A 15102-nucleotide genomic window follows, 5' to 3' on the forward strand; every position below is an offset into this window, starting at 1 on the left:
GATAAATCGACACGAATTTCACGAATTGACACGAATTAATTTGTGAAATTCGCGGCGAAAAAATTCATTTACCTAATGAAAAGAAAAATACTTTTTCTTGGAGAATCTTACCGCGCCGATGCTATAACCTGGATGAAAGGACTGAAAGAATTTGGCGATTTTGAAATCATTACCTGGGAACTTCAAACATCAAATAATTACAGATTCAAACGAATTTTAGAATATTTCTTGGCTCCCGCTTCTATTCGAAAAACAATCCGAAAAGAAAAACCAGACATGGTAATTGCCGAAAGAACGACTAGTTATGGTTTTCTTGCTGCAATATCAGGCTCAAAAACTATCGCAATCGCACAGCAAGGCCGAACCGATTTATGGCCGGAGGAATCTAAATTGTATCCTTTTAAGAAATTCATCCAAAAATACGCTTTCAAAAAAGCGCATTTAATTCACGCTTGGGGACCTGTTATGGCAATTCACATGAAAGCATCTGGAGTTGATATGGATAAAGTTCTAGTTCTCCCAAAAGGAATTGATTTGTCGCTTTTTACTTCTTCCATAAATAATTCAAACAAAATTGAAGCGATTGTAACACGCTCTTTAATGCCAGAATATCGACACGATTCTATTTTAAAAGCTTTTGCAATTTTACACCAAAAAGAAATTGATTTTTCTTTGACAATTGTTGGCGACGGAACGCGTTTGCAATTCCTAAAAGATTTGGCAAAAGAATTACAAATCGAAAATAAAGTGATATTTACAGGAAGAATTCCAAATACGGAACTCCCAAAATTATTACAGCAATCAAATATTTATATCAGCATGCCAATTACAGAAGGCGTTTCGGCATCTTTGTTTGAAGCAATGGCTTGTAATTGTTACCCTATAGTTTCTGAAATTCCAGGAAATCAAAGCTGGATTGCACATCGCGAAAACGGACAATTAATTGAAATTGACAACATTGAAATGCTGGCAAAAGAATTGATTTGGTCTTTTGAAAATCCTGAATCTAGAAACGAAGCAATTATCCGAAATAGAAAATTTGTGGAAGAAAATGCTAATTATAATATTAATATGAAAATTATTGCGGAGAAGTATCATGAGTTACTGGATTCTCTGCAATAGTTTAACCGCAAAGAACACTACGTTTTTCTCAAAGTTCGCTAAGCTTTGCATTCATCGCGTAAAACTTTGCGAACTTTGCGGTTAGAAAAAAATTATAATCCTTACTTTTGAACTCAGATTTAAAAGCCTTTTATTTATGGAAATCCAATCCAATTTTTCTTTAAAAAACTACAATACTTTTGGCATTGAAGCCAGTGCTAAAAAATTCGTTGCCGTTCATTCAATTTCCGAATTGAAAACTATTTTGTCAACAAACAAAAACGAGAAAAAATTTATTTTAGGCGGCGGAAGCAATATGCTTTTGACTAAAGATATTGATGCTCTGGTAATTCATATTGATTTAAAAGGTAAAAAAACAATTAAAGAAGATGAAGATTTTGTCTGGGTTGAAAGTCAGGCCGGAGAAACCTGGCACGATTTCGTTCTTTATACTATTGACAATAATTTTGGAGGATTAGAAAATATGTCGCTGATTCCGGGAAATGTGGGTACAACTCCAGTTCAAAATATTGGCGCTTACGGAACTGAGATTAAAGACACTTTTGTTTCTTGCGAAGCGATGGATATCGAAACTCAGGAAATGAAAACTTTTACTAATGCTGAATGTAATTTTGGCTATCGCGAAAGCATTTTCAAACATGAAGCAAAAGACCAATATATTATTACGTCGGTTGTTTTTAAACTAACGAAACGCAATCATAAAATCAATACTTCTTACGGAGATATTTTGGCAGAATTAGCGAAAAATAATATTACTGAACCAACTCTAAAAGATGTCAGTAATGCTGTAATCGCTATCAGACAAAGTAAATTACCAGATCCGAAAGAATTAGGAAACAGCGGTAGTTTCTTTAAAAATCCTATTTTACTAAAATCTGATTTCGAGAAAATTCATCAAAAATTCCCTGAAATGAAATTTTACGAAGTTTCAGAAACCGAAGTAAAAGTTCCAGCTGGGTGGTTAATCGAGCAGGCCGGTTTTAAAGGAAAACGTTTTGGCGATGCCGGAGTTCATAAAAATCAGGCTTTGGTTCTGGTGAATTATGGAAATGCAACTGGCCAGGAAATTTTAGCTGTTTCAAAAGAGGTTCAGAAAACTGTTTTTGACATGTTTGGAATCCATATTGAAGCTGAAGTTAATGTGATTTAAAACACGATTTACAAGAATTATTATTTCTGTCAGACTGAGCGAAATCGAAGTCCTTTTACACTGAAAAACATCTAGATTCCGTTCGATGTAACATAGCAATAAGAATGATCTTTATACGGTAAAAAATGAGCGAGAATATTTTGATTCAAAAAGCTGATCCAAACGATGAAAAAGTTCTGACAATTCTCGAAGAATTGTCTTCAAATCTTTACCTTCGTTTTGGAAGTGATGGAAAGAATTCTTTTCAGGATTGGCAAAACGACAATTTAAATTTTGTATTTGTTACAGCTGTAATCAACAATGAAATTGCAGGTTGCGGCGCCATCAGGCCGATTGATGAAAATATTGGAGAAGTAAAACGAATGTATTCAAAATTTCCAGGCAGGAAAATCGGAAAAACAATTCTGGCTTTTTTAGAAAATAAAGCAAAAGAAATTGGGTACAAAGAATTGGTTTTAGAAACAAGAGTAAAAAATCAAGAAGCTGTTCTTTTTTATCAAAAGCAAAATTATAACGTAATTCCGAATTACGGAAAATATATAGATAGACCAGAAGCTATTTGTCTTGGAAAATCTTTGATATAAAATCACATTTATAATGTACACACCAGAATTATACAAAAACGAAGATCCGGAATCGATAAGAACTTTTTTGAAAGAAAATAGTTTTGGAATCCTGATTAACCAGACAAACGGAAAGTTATGCGCAACACATATTCCGATAGAATTAGGAATTACTGCCGAGGGAAAAGAAATTTTAGAAGGTCATATCTCTAAACTGAATCCGCAGGCTGAAGGTTTTGCCGAAAATGATCAGGTTTTGGCTGTTTTTACTGGCCCGCATAGTTATATTTCATCTTCCTGGTATGATCATGAAAATGTGCCAACATGGAATTATATAGCCGTACATGTTTACGGAAGAATTAAAATTGTCGATTATGACACTTCGGTAGAACAACTTAAAAAACTGGTAGATAAATACGAAGCTAATTCTGAGAATCCTGTTCGAGTTGAAAATTTATCAGCAAAAACAATGCGTGAAGCCAGAGGGATTTTTGGTTTTGAAATCGAAATTGATGAAATTCAGGCCACAAAAAAACTCTCTCAAAACCGCGATGATCACAATTACCAAAATATAATTTCGGAATTACAAAAAACCGAAAACCCTCAGTCTATTGCTGTTGCAAAAGAAATGTCAAAATGCCGAAAGTAAATTGGCATTAAACATTGAAAATTAGTAATTCATAACTACCTTTGTTCTCGCAAAAATTCAAGTATTAACAGACATTAAAATCATATGCTTATTACTTTATTTTACTTTTTTATTGCTATTGTTTTTATTCAACTTTTCTACTATTTAGGAATTTTTGGAAAGTTTGCTTTTGCCAAACCTCAAGAGATTACACAAAAAAACATTCCTGTTTCGGTAATTGTCTGCGCAAAAAATGAAGAAGAAAATGTAAAGAAATTTATACCGCTTTTGGCAGAACAAAATTATCCTGATTTTGAAATTGTTCTTATTGATGACGCTTCCAGCGATGAAACTTTGGAAGTTTTTGAAGAATTTGAAAAACAATATCCAAACATACGTCTGGTTAAAGTTGAAAATAACGAAGCCTTCTGGGGAAATAAAAAATACGCTTTAACTTTAGGAATCAAAGCCGCAAAAAAAGATTATTTATTATTTACTGATGCAGATTGTTATCCTACTTCAAAAGACTGGATTACTGCAATGACTTCTCAATTTACGATGAACAAAACAATTGTTCTGGGCTACGGCGGATATGAAAAAAGAGAACGTTCTTTCTTAAATAAAATAATTCGTTTTGAAACAGTTTTAACTGCTGTTCAATATTTTTCATGGGCCAGAGCCGGATTTCCGTATATGGGAGTCGGACGTAATTTAGCTTATAAAAAAGAGGAGTTTTTTAATGTAAACGGTTTTATTAATCATATTCAGGTTCGTTCAGGCGACGATGATTTATTTATAAATGAAGCCGCAAACAAATCGAATACTACCATATCGTATACTCCGGAAAGTTTTACTTATTCTAAACCTAAAGAATCTTTTAAAGATTGGTTTACCCAAAAAAGAAGACATATTTCTACAGCAGAACATTATAAGTTTTTTGATAAATTTCAATTGGGACTTTTTTTCTGCTCACAATTATTTTTCTTTTTAACAGTTATTATTTTACTGGCTTTTCAATTTGAATGGATTGCTGTAGTCGCAATTTTAGCAACACGCTATACTGTAGCTTGGACTGTAGTTGGATTTTCTGCAGGGAAATTAAAAGAAAATGATCTTAAAATTTGGTTTCCTGTTATAGAAATTGCGCTTATATTAACGCAAATTAATATCTTTATAACTAATATCTTTTCAAAACCTGTATATTGGAAATAAATTCTAAAATAGAAAAAGCAAAAAAAGGTGACCAAGTCGCCTTTACTTTTTTATTAGATTATTACTGGAATGAAGTTTATGGCTTTATGCTTAAACGCACAGAAAACGAAACTACAGCCGAAGATATTACCATTGAAACTTTTTCGAAAGCATTTGACAAAATAGCTTCTTATAACCCCGAATTTCAGTTTAATACCTGGCTGATTGCTATTGCAAAAAACGTGTACATTGATTTATTACGTAAAAAGAAAACCAGTCTTTTTATAGAAATAACCGACACTGAAGACCAACAGGCATATAATATTGCCGACACTACTCCCTCTGCAGAAGATGCTTTAATTAAAGAGCAGAACCTTTCCCGCCTGCTTTTATGCATCAAAGAATTAAAACCCCATTATCAGGAAGTAATACAGCTTCGCTATTTTCAGGAAATGTCTTATCAGGAAATTGCAGCTAAAATTGATGAGCCTTTAAGCAATGTAAAAGTAAAATTATTACGTGCTAAAAAATTATTAGCCGAAATCATCAATCGTAATAGATAATTTATTATCTTTAAGAAAAGAATACGATATAATCATATTTTATCTTAAAAAACTTATTATTCACACACTAAAACAACAACTTCTACGTTGTTTGCTAAAACCAATTCTCTTTCGCGTATGATTTAAAGTTACTTAACCTTAAAACCCAAAAATCATGTCTAAATTAAGCATCTATGAAAACAAGTGGACCGATCTTGTTTTCGAAAACAAAAACAAAGAGTACGGAGCGTACCAACTTCGCCAGGAAAATCCTAAAACAACCGTTACAGCACTGTTTATAGCATTGTTATTAATAACGGCCTTCGGAAGTGTATCGATGCTGATTAATAAATTTAGTACGCATGATCCCGTAGAAACTGAGCCAGTAATTTATGACCCAACTATAACGGTTGTGGACATAGATACAAAGGTAAAACCTCCAACAGCTGAGCCTATTACTCCTCCTGTTCAAGAGGCAGCTGCAGCGGCACCAATAACAGCTGCTCAGCTTACAAATCCTGTAGTAACACGTACCGAAGAAGCTGTTGTCGAAATTGCCACAAACACACAAAACACTCCTGTTGTAGAAAACACAACCGGGACTGGAACTGCTACAAATGTACTGCCTTCAAATGGCGGTGGCGGCGGAACAGCAACAACTGAAGTAATTCCTTCTAATGAACCTGTAAATTCAGGAATATTAGACAAACTTCCGGAATTTCCAGGCGGTATTAATAAGTTTTATACTTATGTAGGCAACAATTTTACTAAACCAGATTTGGATGCCGAAAGAACTTTAAGAGTTTACGTTTCGTTTGTAATTGAAAAAGACGGTACAATGACTGACATTGTAGTTAAAAACGATCCAGGTTTTGGAATGGGAAAAGAAGCAATTAGAGTTTTAAAATCACTAAAAACAAAATGGACTCCCGGAATATTAGACGGGAAAGCAGTTAGAACTGCTTACAATCTTCCAATAACAATAAAAACAGAAGCTGAATAAAAGAAGAAAGCAGAACTTAGGTTCTGCTTTTTTTATGTCTTAATTAATCTTATATCTTTATAAAGAAATTATTTTTCCATTAATTAACACATAAATGCCATTCACTTTTTCTCATCCTGCCATAGTTTTACCTTTAAAATATTTACCAAAAAAATGGTTTTCATTTACTGGTCTTATTATTGGCAGTATGACACCTGATTTTGAATATTTCATCAGAATGAAAGTTCAAAGTAATTACAGTCATACTATTGCCGGAATACTCTGGTTTGATTTACCGCTGGCTTTACTTCTTTCTTTTATTTTTCACAACATCGTAAGAAATCAATTGTTTGAAAATCTACCCAATTGTATTAAGTCAAGATTTCAGCCTTTTATCACATTTAATTGGAATACTTATTTTATACAAAACTGGATTGTCGTACTAATTTCAATTCTTATCGGAACAGCTTCTCATTTATTCTGGGATAGCTTCACTCATGACCATGGTTATTTTGTAAATCACATTCCCGAACTGAAAGAGCCAATCTTAATATTTGAAAAAAAAGTTCCGTTATTAAAATTAGCGCAGCATTTTAGCTCTTTAATAGGAGCCGCAATTATTTTATTTTCAATTTCGAAACTTCCAAAAAGCAATATTCTCAAAAATTCAACAAACAAAAATTATTGGTTTTCAGTTTTATCATTATCAATAATAATCTTTAGTTTTCGTTTTACAATTGGACTTACAATAAAAGAATATGGGCATATCGTCGTTTCTGCAATATCTTCATTTTTATTTGCTTTAATATTGATTCCGCTTCTTTTTAAATTTAAAAGTGATAGTTAAAATTAACAAAATCAATTACTTTTACATTCATTAAAAACAAAAGCATTTAATTACTAAAAACATTAAAAATGGGAATATTTTCAGCTCTTATGGGCAATGCAGGAACTGTAAGCCAAGAAGATTTACTTAAAAAATACGGTCAGTTATTGACTGACAATGAACAAATTGAAATGGGTTTTAAACTAATCCGCGACACTTTCATTTTTACTAACAAAAGACTAATTCTGGTTGATGTGCAAGGATTAACAGGAAGTAAAACAGAATATAAATCGATTGCTTACAAAAGCATAACACGTTTCAGTGTCGAAACTGCAGGAACTTTTGATCTTGACGCTGAATTAAAAATCTGGGTTTCGAGCGAAATAAATCCAAGTATTGTAAAGCAATTTAATAAATCTGTAAATGTATATGATGTTCAAAAAGTTTTGGCACATCACGTTTTAGGTTAATTTAAAAGAATAAAAAAAAGCGGGCAAATCTAAATTCACCCGCTTTTTTATTTATAAAGACTATTTTTTCTTTGTAGTCGTAGTTTTCTTTGTAGTTGCAGCTTTTTTTGTTGTTGTCGCTTTTGGAACTGTATTGTCAATTTTTTGCTGCACGTATGGTTTATACAAACCATCTTTTTCTGCTCTTGCTCTGGCATCATCAGCTCTTTTCTTAGAATCAGGATGTGAACTCATCATTTGATCTATAAAAGAAGCTTCTGCACCTTCGCTCATTTTGGCCAGAATTCTAAACGCAGATTCTTCAGCGTTAACATTGTATCCGTTTTTCTTCAAGAAGTTATAGGAGTAAACATCTGCTTCTGTTTCTTGTTTACGGCTGTGTTTACTATCAATTAAAGCGCTTCCTATTTTCCCTAACTGACTGTCTGTTACTGCCGAAATTTTAGTCGATTGTGAAGCTGCGCCATCAATTAAAGCTTCTTTTTGGTACGCAGCGCGCATTGCATCTCTTGAATCATTATTGGCAACGTGGCCAATTTCATGCCCAATTACTGCCAGCAGTTCATTATCATCCATGATATCCATTAAGCCTGAATATACACGCACACTTCCATCGGCTGTCGCAAAAGCATTTACTTCTTTTACTTTGTAAACTTTATAGTTTAAAGTAAAACCATCACCTGCTGTATGTTTTCCAAAGACCCTATTTAATCTTAAAGTGTAGCCATCAGTTGGACCTGCCACTTCATTTTCAGTATCTAATTTCGCCACGGCTTCTTTTGAAAGCGCTACCGCATCGGCATTTGTTAAAGTAAAAGCTGTTACACCTTTTTGAACCGCTCCTATCGCTTTTTCCCCAAAATTAATCTGTGCATTCATTTTTGTAAAACCAAAAGCGGTAAACAAAACTCCTAATACGATAAATTTCTTTTTCATCTTTAAATAATATTACAATTTAACACCAAATGTATTACAATTAAAACTTCAAAATAAGCTCTTATAGGTTTATTTTTTAACAATTAAAGATATAAAAATTAAATGAGTAATAATCAGGCGATCATTGTAATTAGTATTAAAAATTCTAACAAACAAAAAGAAATCCTATTTTAAATTGATTTTGATAATCAAAACCCAGTATTTTAACTTCTTAACCAAACAATTCACAATAGGTTTTATTAAGAACTAATCTTTTAATCATCAAAATAAGCTTTAAACAAATCCTCAAATAAACAACATTCCGTATCTTTGTATTCTGATTTATGATATATGGAAACAGTCATTGAAAACATACCACCTGCAAAACCGAAATGGTTGAAGGTAAAACTACCAATTGGACAAAAATATACTGAACTTCGTGGTTTAGTAGACAAATACAGCTTAAATACTATTTGCACCTCAGGAAGCTGCCCTAATATGGGAGAATGCTGGGGAGAAGGTACAGCTACTTTTATGATTTTAGGAAACGTTTGTACACGTTCCTGCGGTTTTTGCGGTGTTAAAACCGGAAGACCGGAAACTGTAGACTGGGATGAACCCGAGAAAGTAGCACGTTCTATCAAAATTATGAACATTAAACATGCCGTAATTACAAGTGTAGACAGAGATGACTTAAAAGATGGCGGTTCTATTATTTGGATGGAAACTGTTAGAGCAATTCGCAGAATGAACCCAAATACCACTCTTGAAACTTTAATCCCGGACTTTCAAGGAATAGAAAGAAATATTGACCGAATTGTTGAGGCAAATCCTGAAGTGGTTTCACATAACGTTGAAACGGTTCGCCGTTTAACTCGTGAAGTTCGTATTCAGGCAAAATACGATCGCAGTCTGGAGGTTTTACGTTATTTGAAAGAAAAAGGAATTAACAGAACCAAATCCGGAATTATGCTTGGACTTGGAGAAACTGAAGAAGAAGTTTTTCAAACCATGACTGATTTACGTAATGCAAATGTTGATGTTGTTACTATTGGACAATATCTGCAGCCAACTAAAAAACATCTGCCGGTAAAAGAATTTATAACACCAGAACAATTTGCAAGATACGAGAAGTTTGGTATTGAATTAGGTTTCCGTCATGTAGAAAGCGGGCCTCTTGTTCGTTCTTCATACAAAGCACAAAAACATATTTTATAAAAAGTTTATCGTTTAATCGTTTAATTGTCAAACCGATTAAACGATTAAACGGTCAAACGAATCAACAAAAAATTGAAAACAAGAGTTGCTATTAATGGTTTTGGAAGAATTGGCCGAAATTTATTTCGTCTTCTTCTAAACCACCCTGAAATTGAAGTTATTGCAATTAATGATATTGCAGATAATAAAACGATGTCGCATTTAATAAAATACGACAGTATACATGGAGTTCTGCCTTTTCAGGTAAGCTTTGATGAAAAAGGAATTATTGTAGACGGCAGACATTTTTTATTTTTTCATGAAAAAAGTATTTCAAATCTAGACTGGAAAAGCCAGACAATTGATTTTGTAATTGAATCGACCGGAAAATACAAAACACACGAAGAGCTTAATGCGCATATTGAAGCAGGAGCAAAAAAAGTAATACTCTCTGCCCCATCAGAAGTTGATAGTATAAAAACAGTAGTTCTTGGAGTAAATGAACATATATTGGACGGAACAGAAAATATTGTTTCTAATGCAAGCTGTACCACAAACAACGCTGCGCCGATGATAAAAATCATTGAAGAATTATGCGGAATTGAACAAGCTTACATTACAACAATACATTCTTACACAACAGACCAAAGTCTTCATGACCAGCCGCATAAGGATTTGCGCAGAGCCAGAGGCGCAAGTCAGTCAATTGTTCCAACAACTACAGGTGCAGCTAAGGCATTAACAAAAATTTTTCCTAAATTGCATGAAAAAATCGGAGGTTGCGGCATTCGTGTCCCGGTTCCAGATGGTTCATTGACAGATATCACGTTCAATGTTAAGCGTGCTGTTACTATTGAAGAAATTAACATTGCATTTCAAAAAGCCTCAAAAACAAATTTAAAAGGAATATTAGATTACACAGAAGATCCTATCGTTTCTGTTGATATAATTGGCAATACACATTCGTGTTTATTCGACGCTCAACTCACTTCTGTCATCGACAAAATGGTAAAAGTAGTAGGCTGGTACGATAACGAAATTGGCTATTCATCAAGATTAATAGATTTGATTTTACTGATGAGAAAAACATAAGAATTCATTGTAAATGCACAGTCATACATGAAGTACTATCTTTTATTTGTTGTTTGTTTTTTAAATTCATTTTTGTATTCTCAAACCAAACAGAATACAGATAGTATTTCCTATTATAACAAACTGGCAAACAAAAAACTGAATAGTAAAGAATACAATGAAGCGGTTCTTTTAACCAAAAAATCAATTGATTTTTGCGAAACCAACCACATTCCTGAAGATTTAGCCAACCAAACTTTTAAACTTGGTAAAATTTATTATAATCAGCGGAAGTACGATGAAGCATTAAAAAACTTTCACAAAAGCGTCGCTTCTTTTGACAGTGTAAAACCAACCTGCACAAAAATCTTAGCCCTTCATTATATTGGTGCTGTTAATACCGCTCAAGGCGATTACAAGACGGCCGATATCTATTACGAAAAAGCTCAAAAACTTCTAAAAGAGCTTGGCGTTGTTGATAGTTCTGAAATTCTTAATTTTCAGAAAGCAATGGCATTCAAATCGAATAAGAATTTTGGCCTCGCCGCTAAAACTTTTCAAAAAATCATCAAAACACCAGATAATCCTGCGGTTTTAAAAACAAAAATCAAATCTTATTATCAGCTCGGATTAATTGAAACACAGTTAAAGCGGAATGATTCTGCTATGATTTATTTTGACAAGGCTTTAGATTACAATGCAAAAACAAACGATCTTGCCCAAAAATCAAAAATTATTCTGGCAGTAAGCCGGTTTTACAAACAAAACAAAAATTACGACCTCGCCTATTCCTACCTGGACGAACATTATCAGTTAGAAAATTATATTTTAAAACTAAAAAATGCCAAAATTGATTTTAATGAATTTCAAAAATTCAAAAAAAATCAGACTCTAAACAACACTCTTAAGAGAGAAAGCGAAGAAAAAATTCAGCTAAAAACTTATCGCTATTCTAAATTAGTCAGTATTTTAGCTATTGCCTTAATTTCTATTTTATCTCTTTTGAGTTTGGCTTTATACAAAAACAATATTATTCGTAATCAGAATAATTTGCTTTTAAGAGAAAAAAACAAAGAGCTAATTCTGGCAAAAAACAAAGCCGAAAAAGCTTCAAAAGCAAGATCTGAATTCCTCTCAACAGTAAGTCATGAACTTAGAACGCCTTTAAACGCGATTAACGGAATTACGCATTTACTGCTTGAAGACAATCCTAAAAAAACACAATTAAAGTATTTAGAATCGCTGAAATTCTCCGGAAATTACCTTACTACTTTTATTAACGAAATTCTTGAAATTAATAAAATTGATTCTACAAAAGTAGAAATAGAAAATATCAGCTTCAATTTAAAAGAATTACTATTTAATATTCAAGGATCTTTAAAAGAACTGGCCACTGCCAACAAAAACTACTTTAACCTTGAAATTGACGAAGCAATACCGGATAATTTAATTGGCGACCCAACGAAGTTATCTCAAATTATATTAAACTTAATTAATAATGCTTTAAAATTTACTCAAAACGGACATGTAAATGTTATTGCAAAACTATACGCCGAAGAAGATGAAAATGCAACTGTTTATTTTGAAATAGTTGATACCGGAATTGGTATTCCAGAAGACAAATTACAAACCGTATTTGAAAGTTTCTCTCAAGGTTCTATCGAAGTAAACCGTAAATACGGAGGAACAGGCTTAGGGCTTACGATTGTTAAAAAGTTAATTGAACTTTTAGGTGGCGAAATCAAATTAAAAAGCGAAGTGGGCAAAGGATCTACTTTTACTTTCAAATTAAATTTTAAAATTAATAACGAACCGTTGGAAGCAGTTACAGAAGAAAAACCATACAATGATAAACAATTACAGCACAAATCTATTTTGCTGATTGAAGATAATAAGATCAACCAGATGATTACGCGTAAAATGCTGGAAAACAAAGCAATTTCGTGTGAAATTATCGATAACGGCGAAGAGGCAGTGGAACTTTTAAAAGTGAAGCGTTTTGATATGATTTTAATGGATGTTCATTTGCCTGGAATTAACGGAACTACAGCAACACAGCAAATTAGAGAATTTGATAAAACTACTCCAATTATTGCACTGACCGCTATTTCACTTGACGAAAACAGGGATATGCTTATATCTTTTGGAATGAATGATGTAATTACAAAACCTTTTGTTCCAGACGAATTTTACAGTACTATTGCCAAATTCTTTGATTAAACTAAGATTCTAAGTTGTTAAGAATTTAGTTTAATGTATTCTAAAATCGAAACGTCAAAATTTTGCTGATGATTGATGAATGTGCTTTGAATAGGAAGATAATACAATTGCGAAACCAATTTCGAGTCTTTTAAACGAACATAATCTTTCTCGGTAGTAATTATTTTTCTTCCATTTGCTTTATTCTGAATAGCATCTAAATCGGTATCAGAAAAGTGATGATGATCCGGGAATGTTAAACATTCATCGTTTTCATTTTTCAGATAATCAAAAAATGGTTTTGGTTTTGCAATTCCGGCCAGAAGCAGTTTTGATTCTGATTTAATTTCTTCAACCATTATTTTTTCACTTTTACCATAAATTACAGTATCATAATCTATAAAAGTAAAAAAGATTTGCTGAGAGCAGCTTAACTTTAATTTCAATCGAATCTCAGCTTGTTTTTCTTCAGACAAATGCTTCGGACATTTGGTAACAACTACAATATTTGCCCTGTCTGCACCGCTTCGGCTTTCTCTTAAGTTTCCTGTTGGCAGCATAAAATCATCTGCATACAAATCATCATAAGAAGTCAGTAAAATATAATAACCCGCTTTTACTTTTCGGTGCTGATAAGCATCATCTAATAAAACAACTTGCGGCTTTTCTTTCTGCGAAAACAGCTGCGTTATTCCGTTTGTACGATTAGCATCTACAGCGACCTGAACGTTTGGGAATTTTTGATAAAACTGAAAAGGTTCATCCCCCAGAATTTCGGCATTTGAATTTTGATCGGCCAAAACAAAACCTTCAGACTTTCGCTTATATCCACGGCTTAAGGTCGCCACTTTATATTTATCAGATAATAATCGAATCAGATATTCAATTTGAGGTGTTTTTCCTGTACCGCCTACACTTAAATTTCCAACCGCAATAACCGGGACATTAAATGAAGTTGATTTTAGAATTCCTTTATCAAACAAAAAATTACGCATGCTTGTAATGAATCCGTATAAAAGGGCGAAAGGGAAAAGTATTTTACGAAGTAAGTTCATTTTACGAAAGTATAATTTTTTTCGTTAATTTGTTTAAAGTTTCAACCTGCACATCAAGAAAACCTGAAACTTGAAACCTGAAACAAAACTAAAATGAAAATCAAAGATATAATTACCGTACTAGAAGAAATGGCTCCTCTTGCCTATGCCGAAGATTTTGATAATGTTGGACTTTTGGTTGGAAATCCGGACACAAACAGCACCGGAATCCTGGTTTGTCATGATGCTCTCGAAAATGTGGTTGACGAAGCAATAGCAAAAAAATGCAATTTGATTGTTTGCTTTCATCCCATTCTATTCTCGGGAATTAAAAAAATAACCGGCAAAAATTATGTCGAACGTGCAATTTTAAAAGCAATTAAAAATGACATCGCAATTTATGCCGTTCACACCGCTTTGGATAATCACTCCGAAGGTGTTAATAAAATCTTCTGCAATGCTTTGGGCTTAATCAATACCAAAGTTTTAATTCCGAAACAGCAGTTTCTTCAAAAATTAGTTACTTACACCGTTCCTGATAATGCAGACAAAGTTAGAAATGCAATGTTCGAAGCAGGTGCGGGAACTATTGGAAACTATGACAACTGCAGTTTTAATTCAGAAGGATTTTTTACTTTTAAAGGAAACGAAAAAAGTAATCCTGTAATTGGAGAAAAAGGAAAACTGCATACCGGAACCGAAATAAAAATCGAAGTTATTTTTGAAAAACATTTGCAATCCAGAATTTTAAAAGCTCTTTTAACTAATCATATTTATGAAGAAGTGGCTTATGAAATCTACGATTTGAAGAATTCGCATCAAAATATTGGTTTGGGGATGATAGGTGAAATAGAAACTGAAATGGACGAAAAAGAGTTTCTTTTGTATGTAAAAGACATCATGATTGCGCGCGGCATTCGTCATTCTGCTTTTTTAGGAAAAAAAATAAAAAAGGTAGCCGTTTTGGGCGGTTCAGGAAGTTTTGCTATCAAGAATGCAATTCAGGCTGGAGCCGATGCTTTTTTGACTGCCGATTTGAAGTATCACCAATTCTATGAAGCAGAAAACCAGTTACTTTTAGCCGATATTGGTCATTTTGAGAGCGAACGCTATACAAAAAACTATATTGTTGATTATCTTCGAAAAAAAATTCTTAATTTTGCGATCATTTTATCGGAAGAAAATACAAATCCAGTTAAGTACTTATAGAAT

Annotated in this window: 15 protein-coding genes; 13 read left to right on the plus strand and 2 right to left on the minus strand. The window is 33.0% G+C overall.

What is annotated here, in order from left to right; all coding sequences use genetic code 11:
• The first annotated feature begins 75 nt into the window (after nucleotides 1-75).
• The 9 genes from BKM63_RS02465 to BKM63_RS02505 all read left to right on the plus strand — a co-directional run bounded on the left by BKM63_RS02465 (nucleotide 76) and on the right by BKM63_RS02505 (nucleotide 7474).
• A complete protein-coding gene (locus BKM63_RS02465; protein WP_071635097.1) occupies nucleotides 76-1122 on the plus strand; it encodes a glycosyltransferase in 1047 nt (348 codons plus the stop codon).
• A 136-nt stretch (nucleotides 1123-1258) separates the two neighbouring features.
• Nucleotides 1259-2272, plus strand: a complete 1014-nt coding sequence (murB, locus tag BKM63_RS02470; protein ID WP_071635098.1) for a UDP-N-acetylmuramate dehydrogenase — start codon at nucleotides 1259-1261, stop codon at nucleotides 2270-2272.
• A 125-nt stretch (nucleotides 2273-2397) separates the two neighbouring features.
• Entirely contained in the window at nucleotides 2398-2856 is a 459-nt protein-coding gene (locus tag BKM63_RS02475) for a GNAT family N-acetyltransferase (RefSeq protein WP_071635099.1), read from the plus strand.
• A gap of 13 nt (nucleotides 2857-2869) precedes the next feature.
• Complete coding sequence (locus BKM63_RS02480) at nucleotides 2870-3484, plus strand: FMN-binding negative transcriptional regulator (RefSeq protein WP_071635100.1); 615 nt, start codon at nucleotides 2870-2872, stop codon at nucleotides 3482-3484.
• A gap of 84 nt (nucleotides 3485-3568) precedes the next feature.
• On the plus strand, nucleotides 3569-4675 hold the full coding sequence (locus BKM63_RS02485; protein WP_071635101.1) for a glycosyltransferase: 1107 nt from the start codon (nucleotides 3569-3571) through the stop codon (nucleotides 4673-4675).
• Nucleotides 4666-5217: an RNA polymerase sigma factor gene (locus BKM63_RS02490; RefSeq protein ID WP_071635102.1), complete on the plus strand. Its 552-nt coding sequence runs from the start codon at nucleotides 4666-4668 to the stop codon at nucleotides 5215-5217. The genes BKM63_RS02485 and BKM63_RS02490 overlap by 10 nt, the downstream gene beginning before the upstream one ends.
• A gap of 154 nt (nucleotides 5218-5371) precedes the next feature.
• Nucleotides 5372-6199: an energy transducer TonB gene (locus BKM63_RS02495; RefSeq protein WP_071635103.1), complete on the plus strand. Its 828-nt coding sequence runs from the start codon at nucleotides 5372-5374 to the stop codon at nucleotides 6197-6199.
• Between the two features lie 94 nt (nucleotides 6200-6293).
• Nucleotides 6294-7025 carry a DUF4184 family protein gene (locus tag BKM63_RS02500; RefSeq protein ID WP_071635104.1) on the plus strand — a complete coding sequence of 244 codons (732 nt, stop codon included), beginning with the start codon at nucleotides 6294-6296 and terminating at the stop codon, nucleotides 7023-7025.
• 68 nt (nucleotides 7026-7093) lie between these two features.
• Nucleotides 7094-7474 carry a PH domain-containing protein gene (locus BKM63_RS02505; protein ID WP_071635105.1) on the plus strand — a complete coding sequence of 127 codons (381 nt, stop codon included), beginning with the start codon at nucleotides 7094-7096 and terminating at the stop codon, nucleotides 7472-7474.
• A 60-nt stretch (nucleotides 7475-7534) separates the two neighbouring features.
• Here BKM63_RS02505 and BKM63_RS02510 read toward each other — a convergent pair whose 3' ends face one another.
• Entirely contained in the window at nucleotides 7535-8410 is an 876-nt protein-coding gene (locus BKM63_RS02510) for a M48 family metalloprotease (RefSeq protein ID WP_071635106.1), read from the minus strand.
• A 330-nt stretch (nucleotides 8411-8740) separates the two neighbouring features.
• Between BKM63_RS02510 and lipA the strand changes: the two genes are divergently transcribed.
• From lipA to BKM63_RS02525, 3 genes are all read left to right on the plus strand, one after another.
• Nucleotides 8741-9607, plus strand: a complete 867-nt coding sequence (lipA, locus tag BKM63_RS02515; protein ID WP_071635107.1) for a lipoyl synthase — start codon at nucleotides 8741-8743, stop codon at nucleotides 9605-9607.
• 72 nt (nucleotides 9608-9679) lie between these two features.
• Nucleotides 9680-10678 carry a type I glyceraldehyde-3-phosphate dehydrogenase gene (gene gap / locus BKM63_RS02520; protein ID WP_071635108.1) on the plus strand — a complete coding sequence of 333 codons (999 nt, stop codon included), beginning with the start codon at nucleotides 9680-9682 and terminating at the stop codon, nucleotides 10676-10678.
• Between the two features lie 27 nt (nucleotides 10679-10705).
• Nucleotides 10706-12877 carry a tetratricopeptide repeat-containing hybrid sensor histidine kinase/response regulator gene (locus tag BKM63_RS02525; RefSeq protein ID WP_071635109.1) on the plus strand — a complete coding sequence of 724 codons (2172 nt, stop codon included), beginning with the start codon at nucleotides 10706-10708 and terminating at the stop codon, nucleotides 12875-12877.
• A 17-nt stretch (nucleotides 12878-12894) separates the two neighbouring features.
• Here BKM63_RS02525 and lpxK read toward each other — a convergent pair whose 3' ends face one another.
• A complete protein-coding gene (gene lpxK, locus BKM63_RS02530; protein WP_071635110.1) occupies nucleotides 12895-13911 on the minus strand; it encodes a tetraacyldisaccharide 4'-kinase in 1017 nt (338 codons plus the stop codon).
• Between the two features lie 93 nt (nucleotides 13912-14004).
• Between lpxK and BKM63_RS02535 the strand changes: the two genes are divergently transcribed.
• Nucleotides 14005-15099, plus strand: a complete 1095-nt coding sequence (locus BKM63_RS02535; RefSeq protein WP_071635111.1) for a Nif3-like dinuclear metal center hexameric protein — start codon at nucleotides 14005-14007, stop codon at nucleotides 15097-15099.
• Nucleotides 15100-15102 lie beyond the last annotated feature (3 nt).

It is taken from the genome of Flavobacterium johnsoniae (assembly GCF_001879205.1).
GTDB lineage: Bacteria > Bacteroidota > Bacteroidia > Flavobacteriales > Flavobacteriaceae > Flavobacterium > Flavobacterium johnsoniae_A.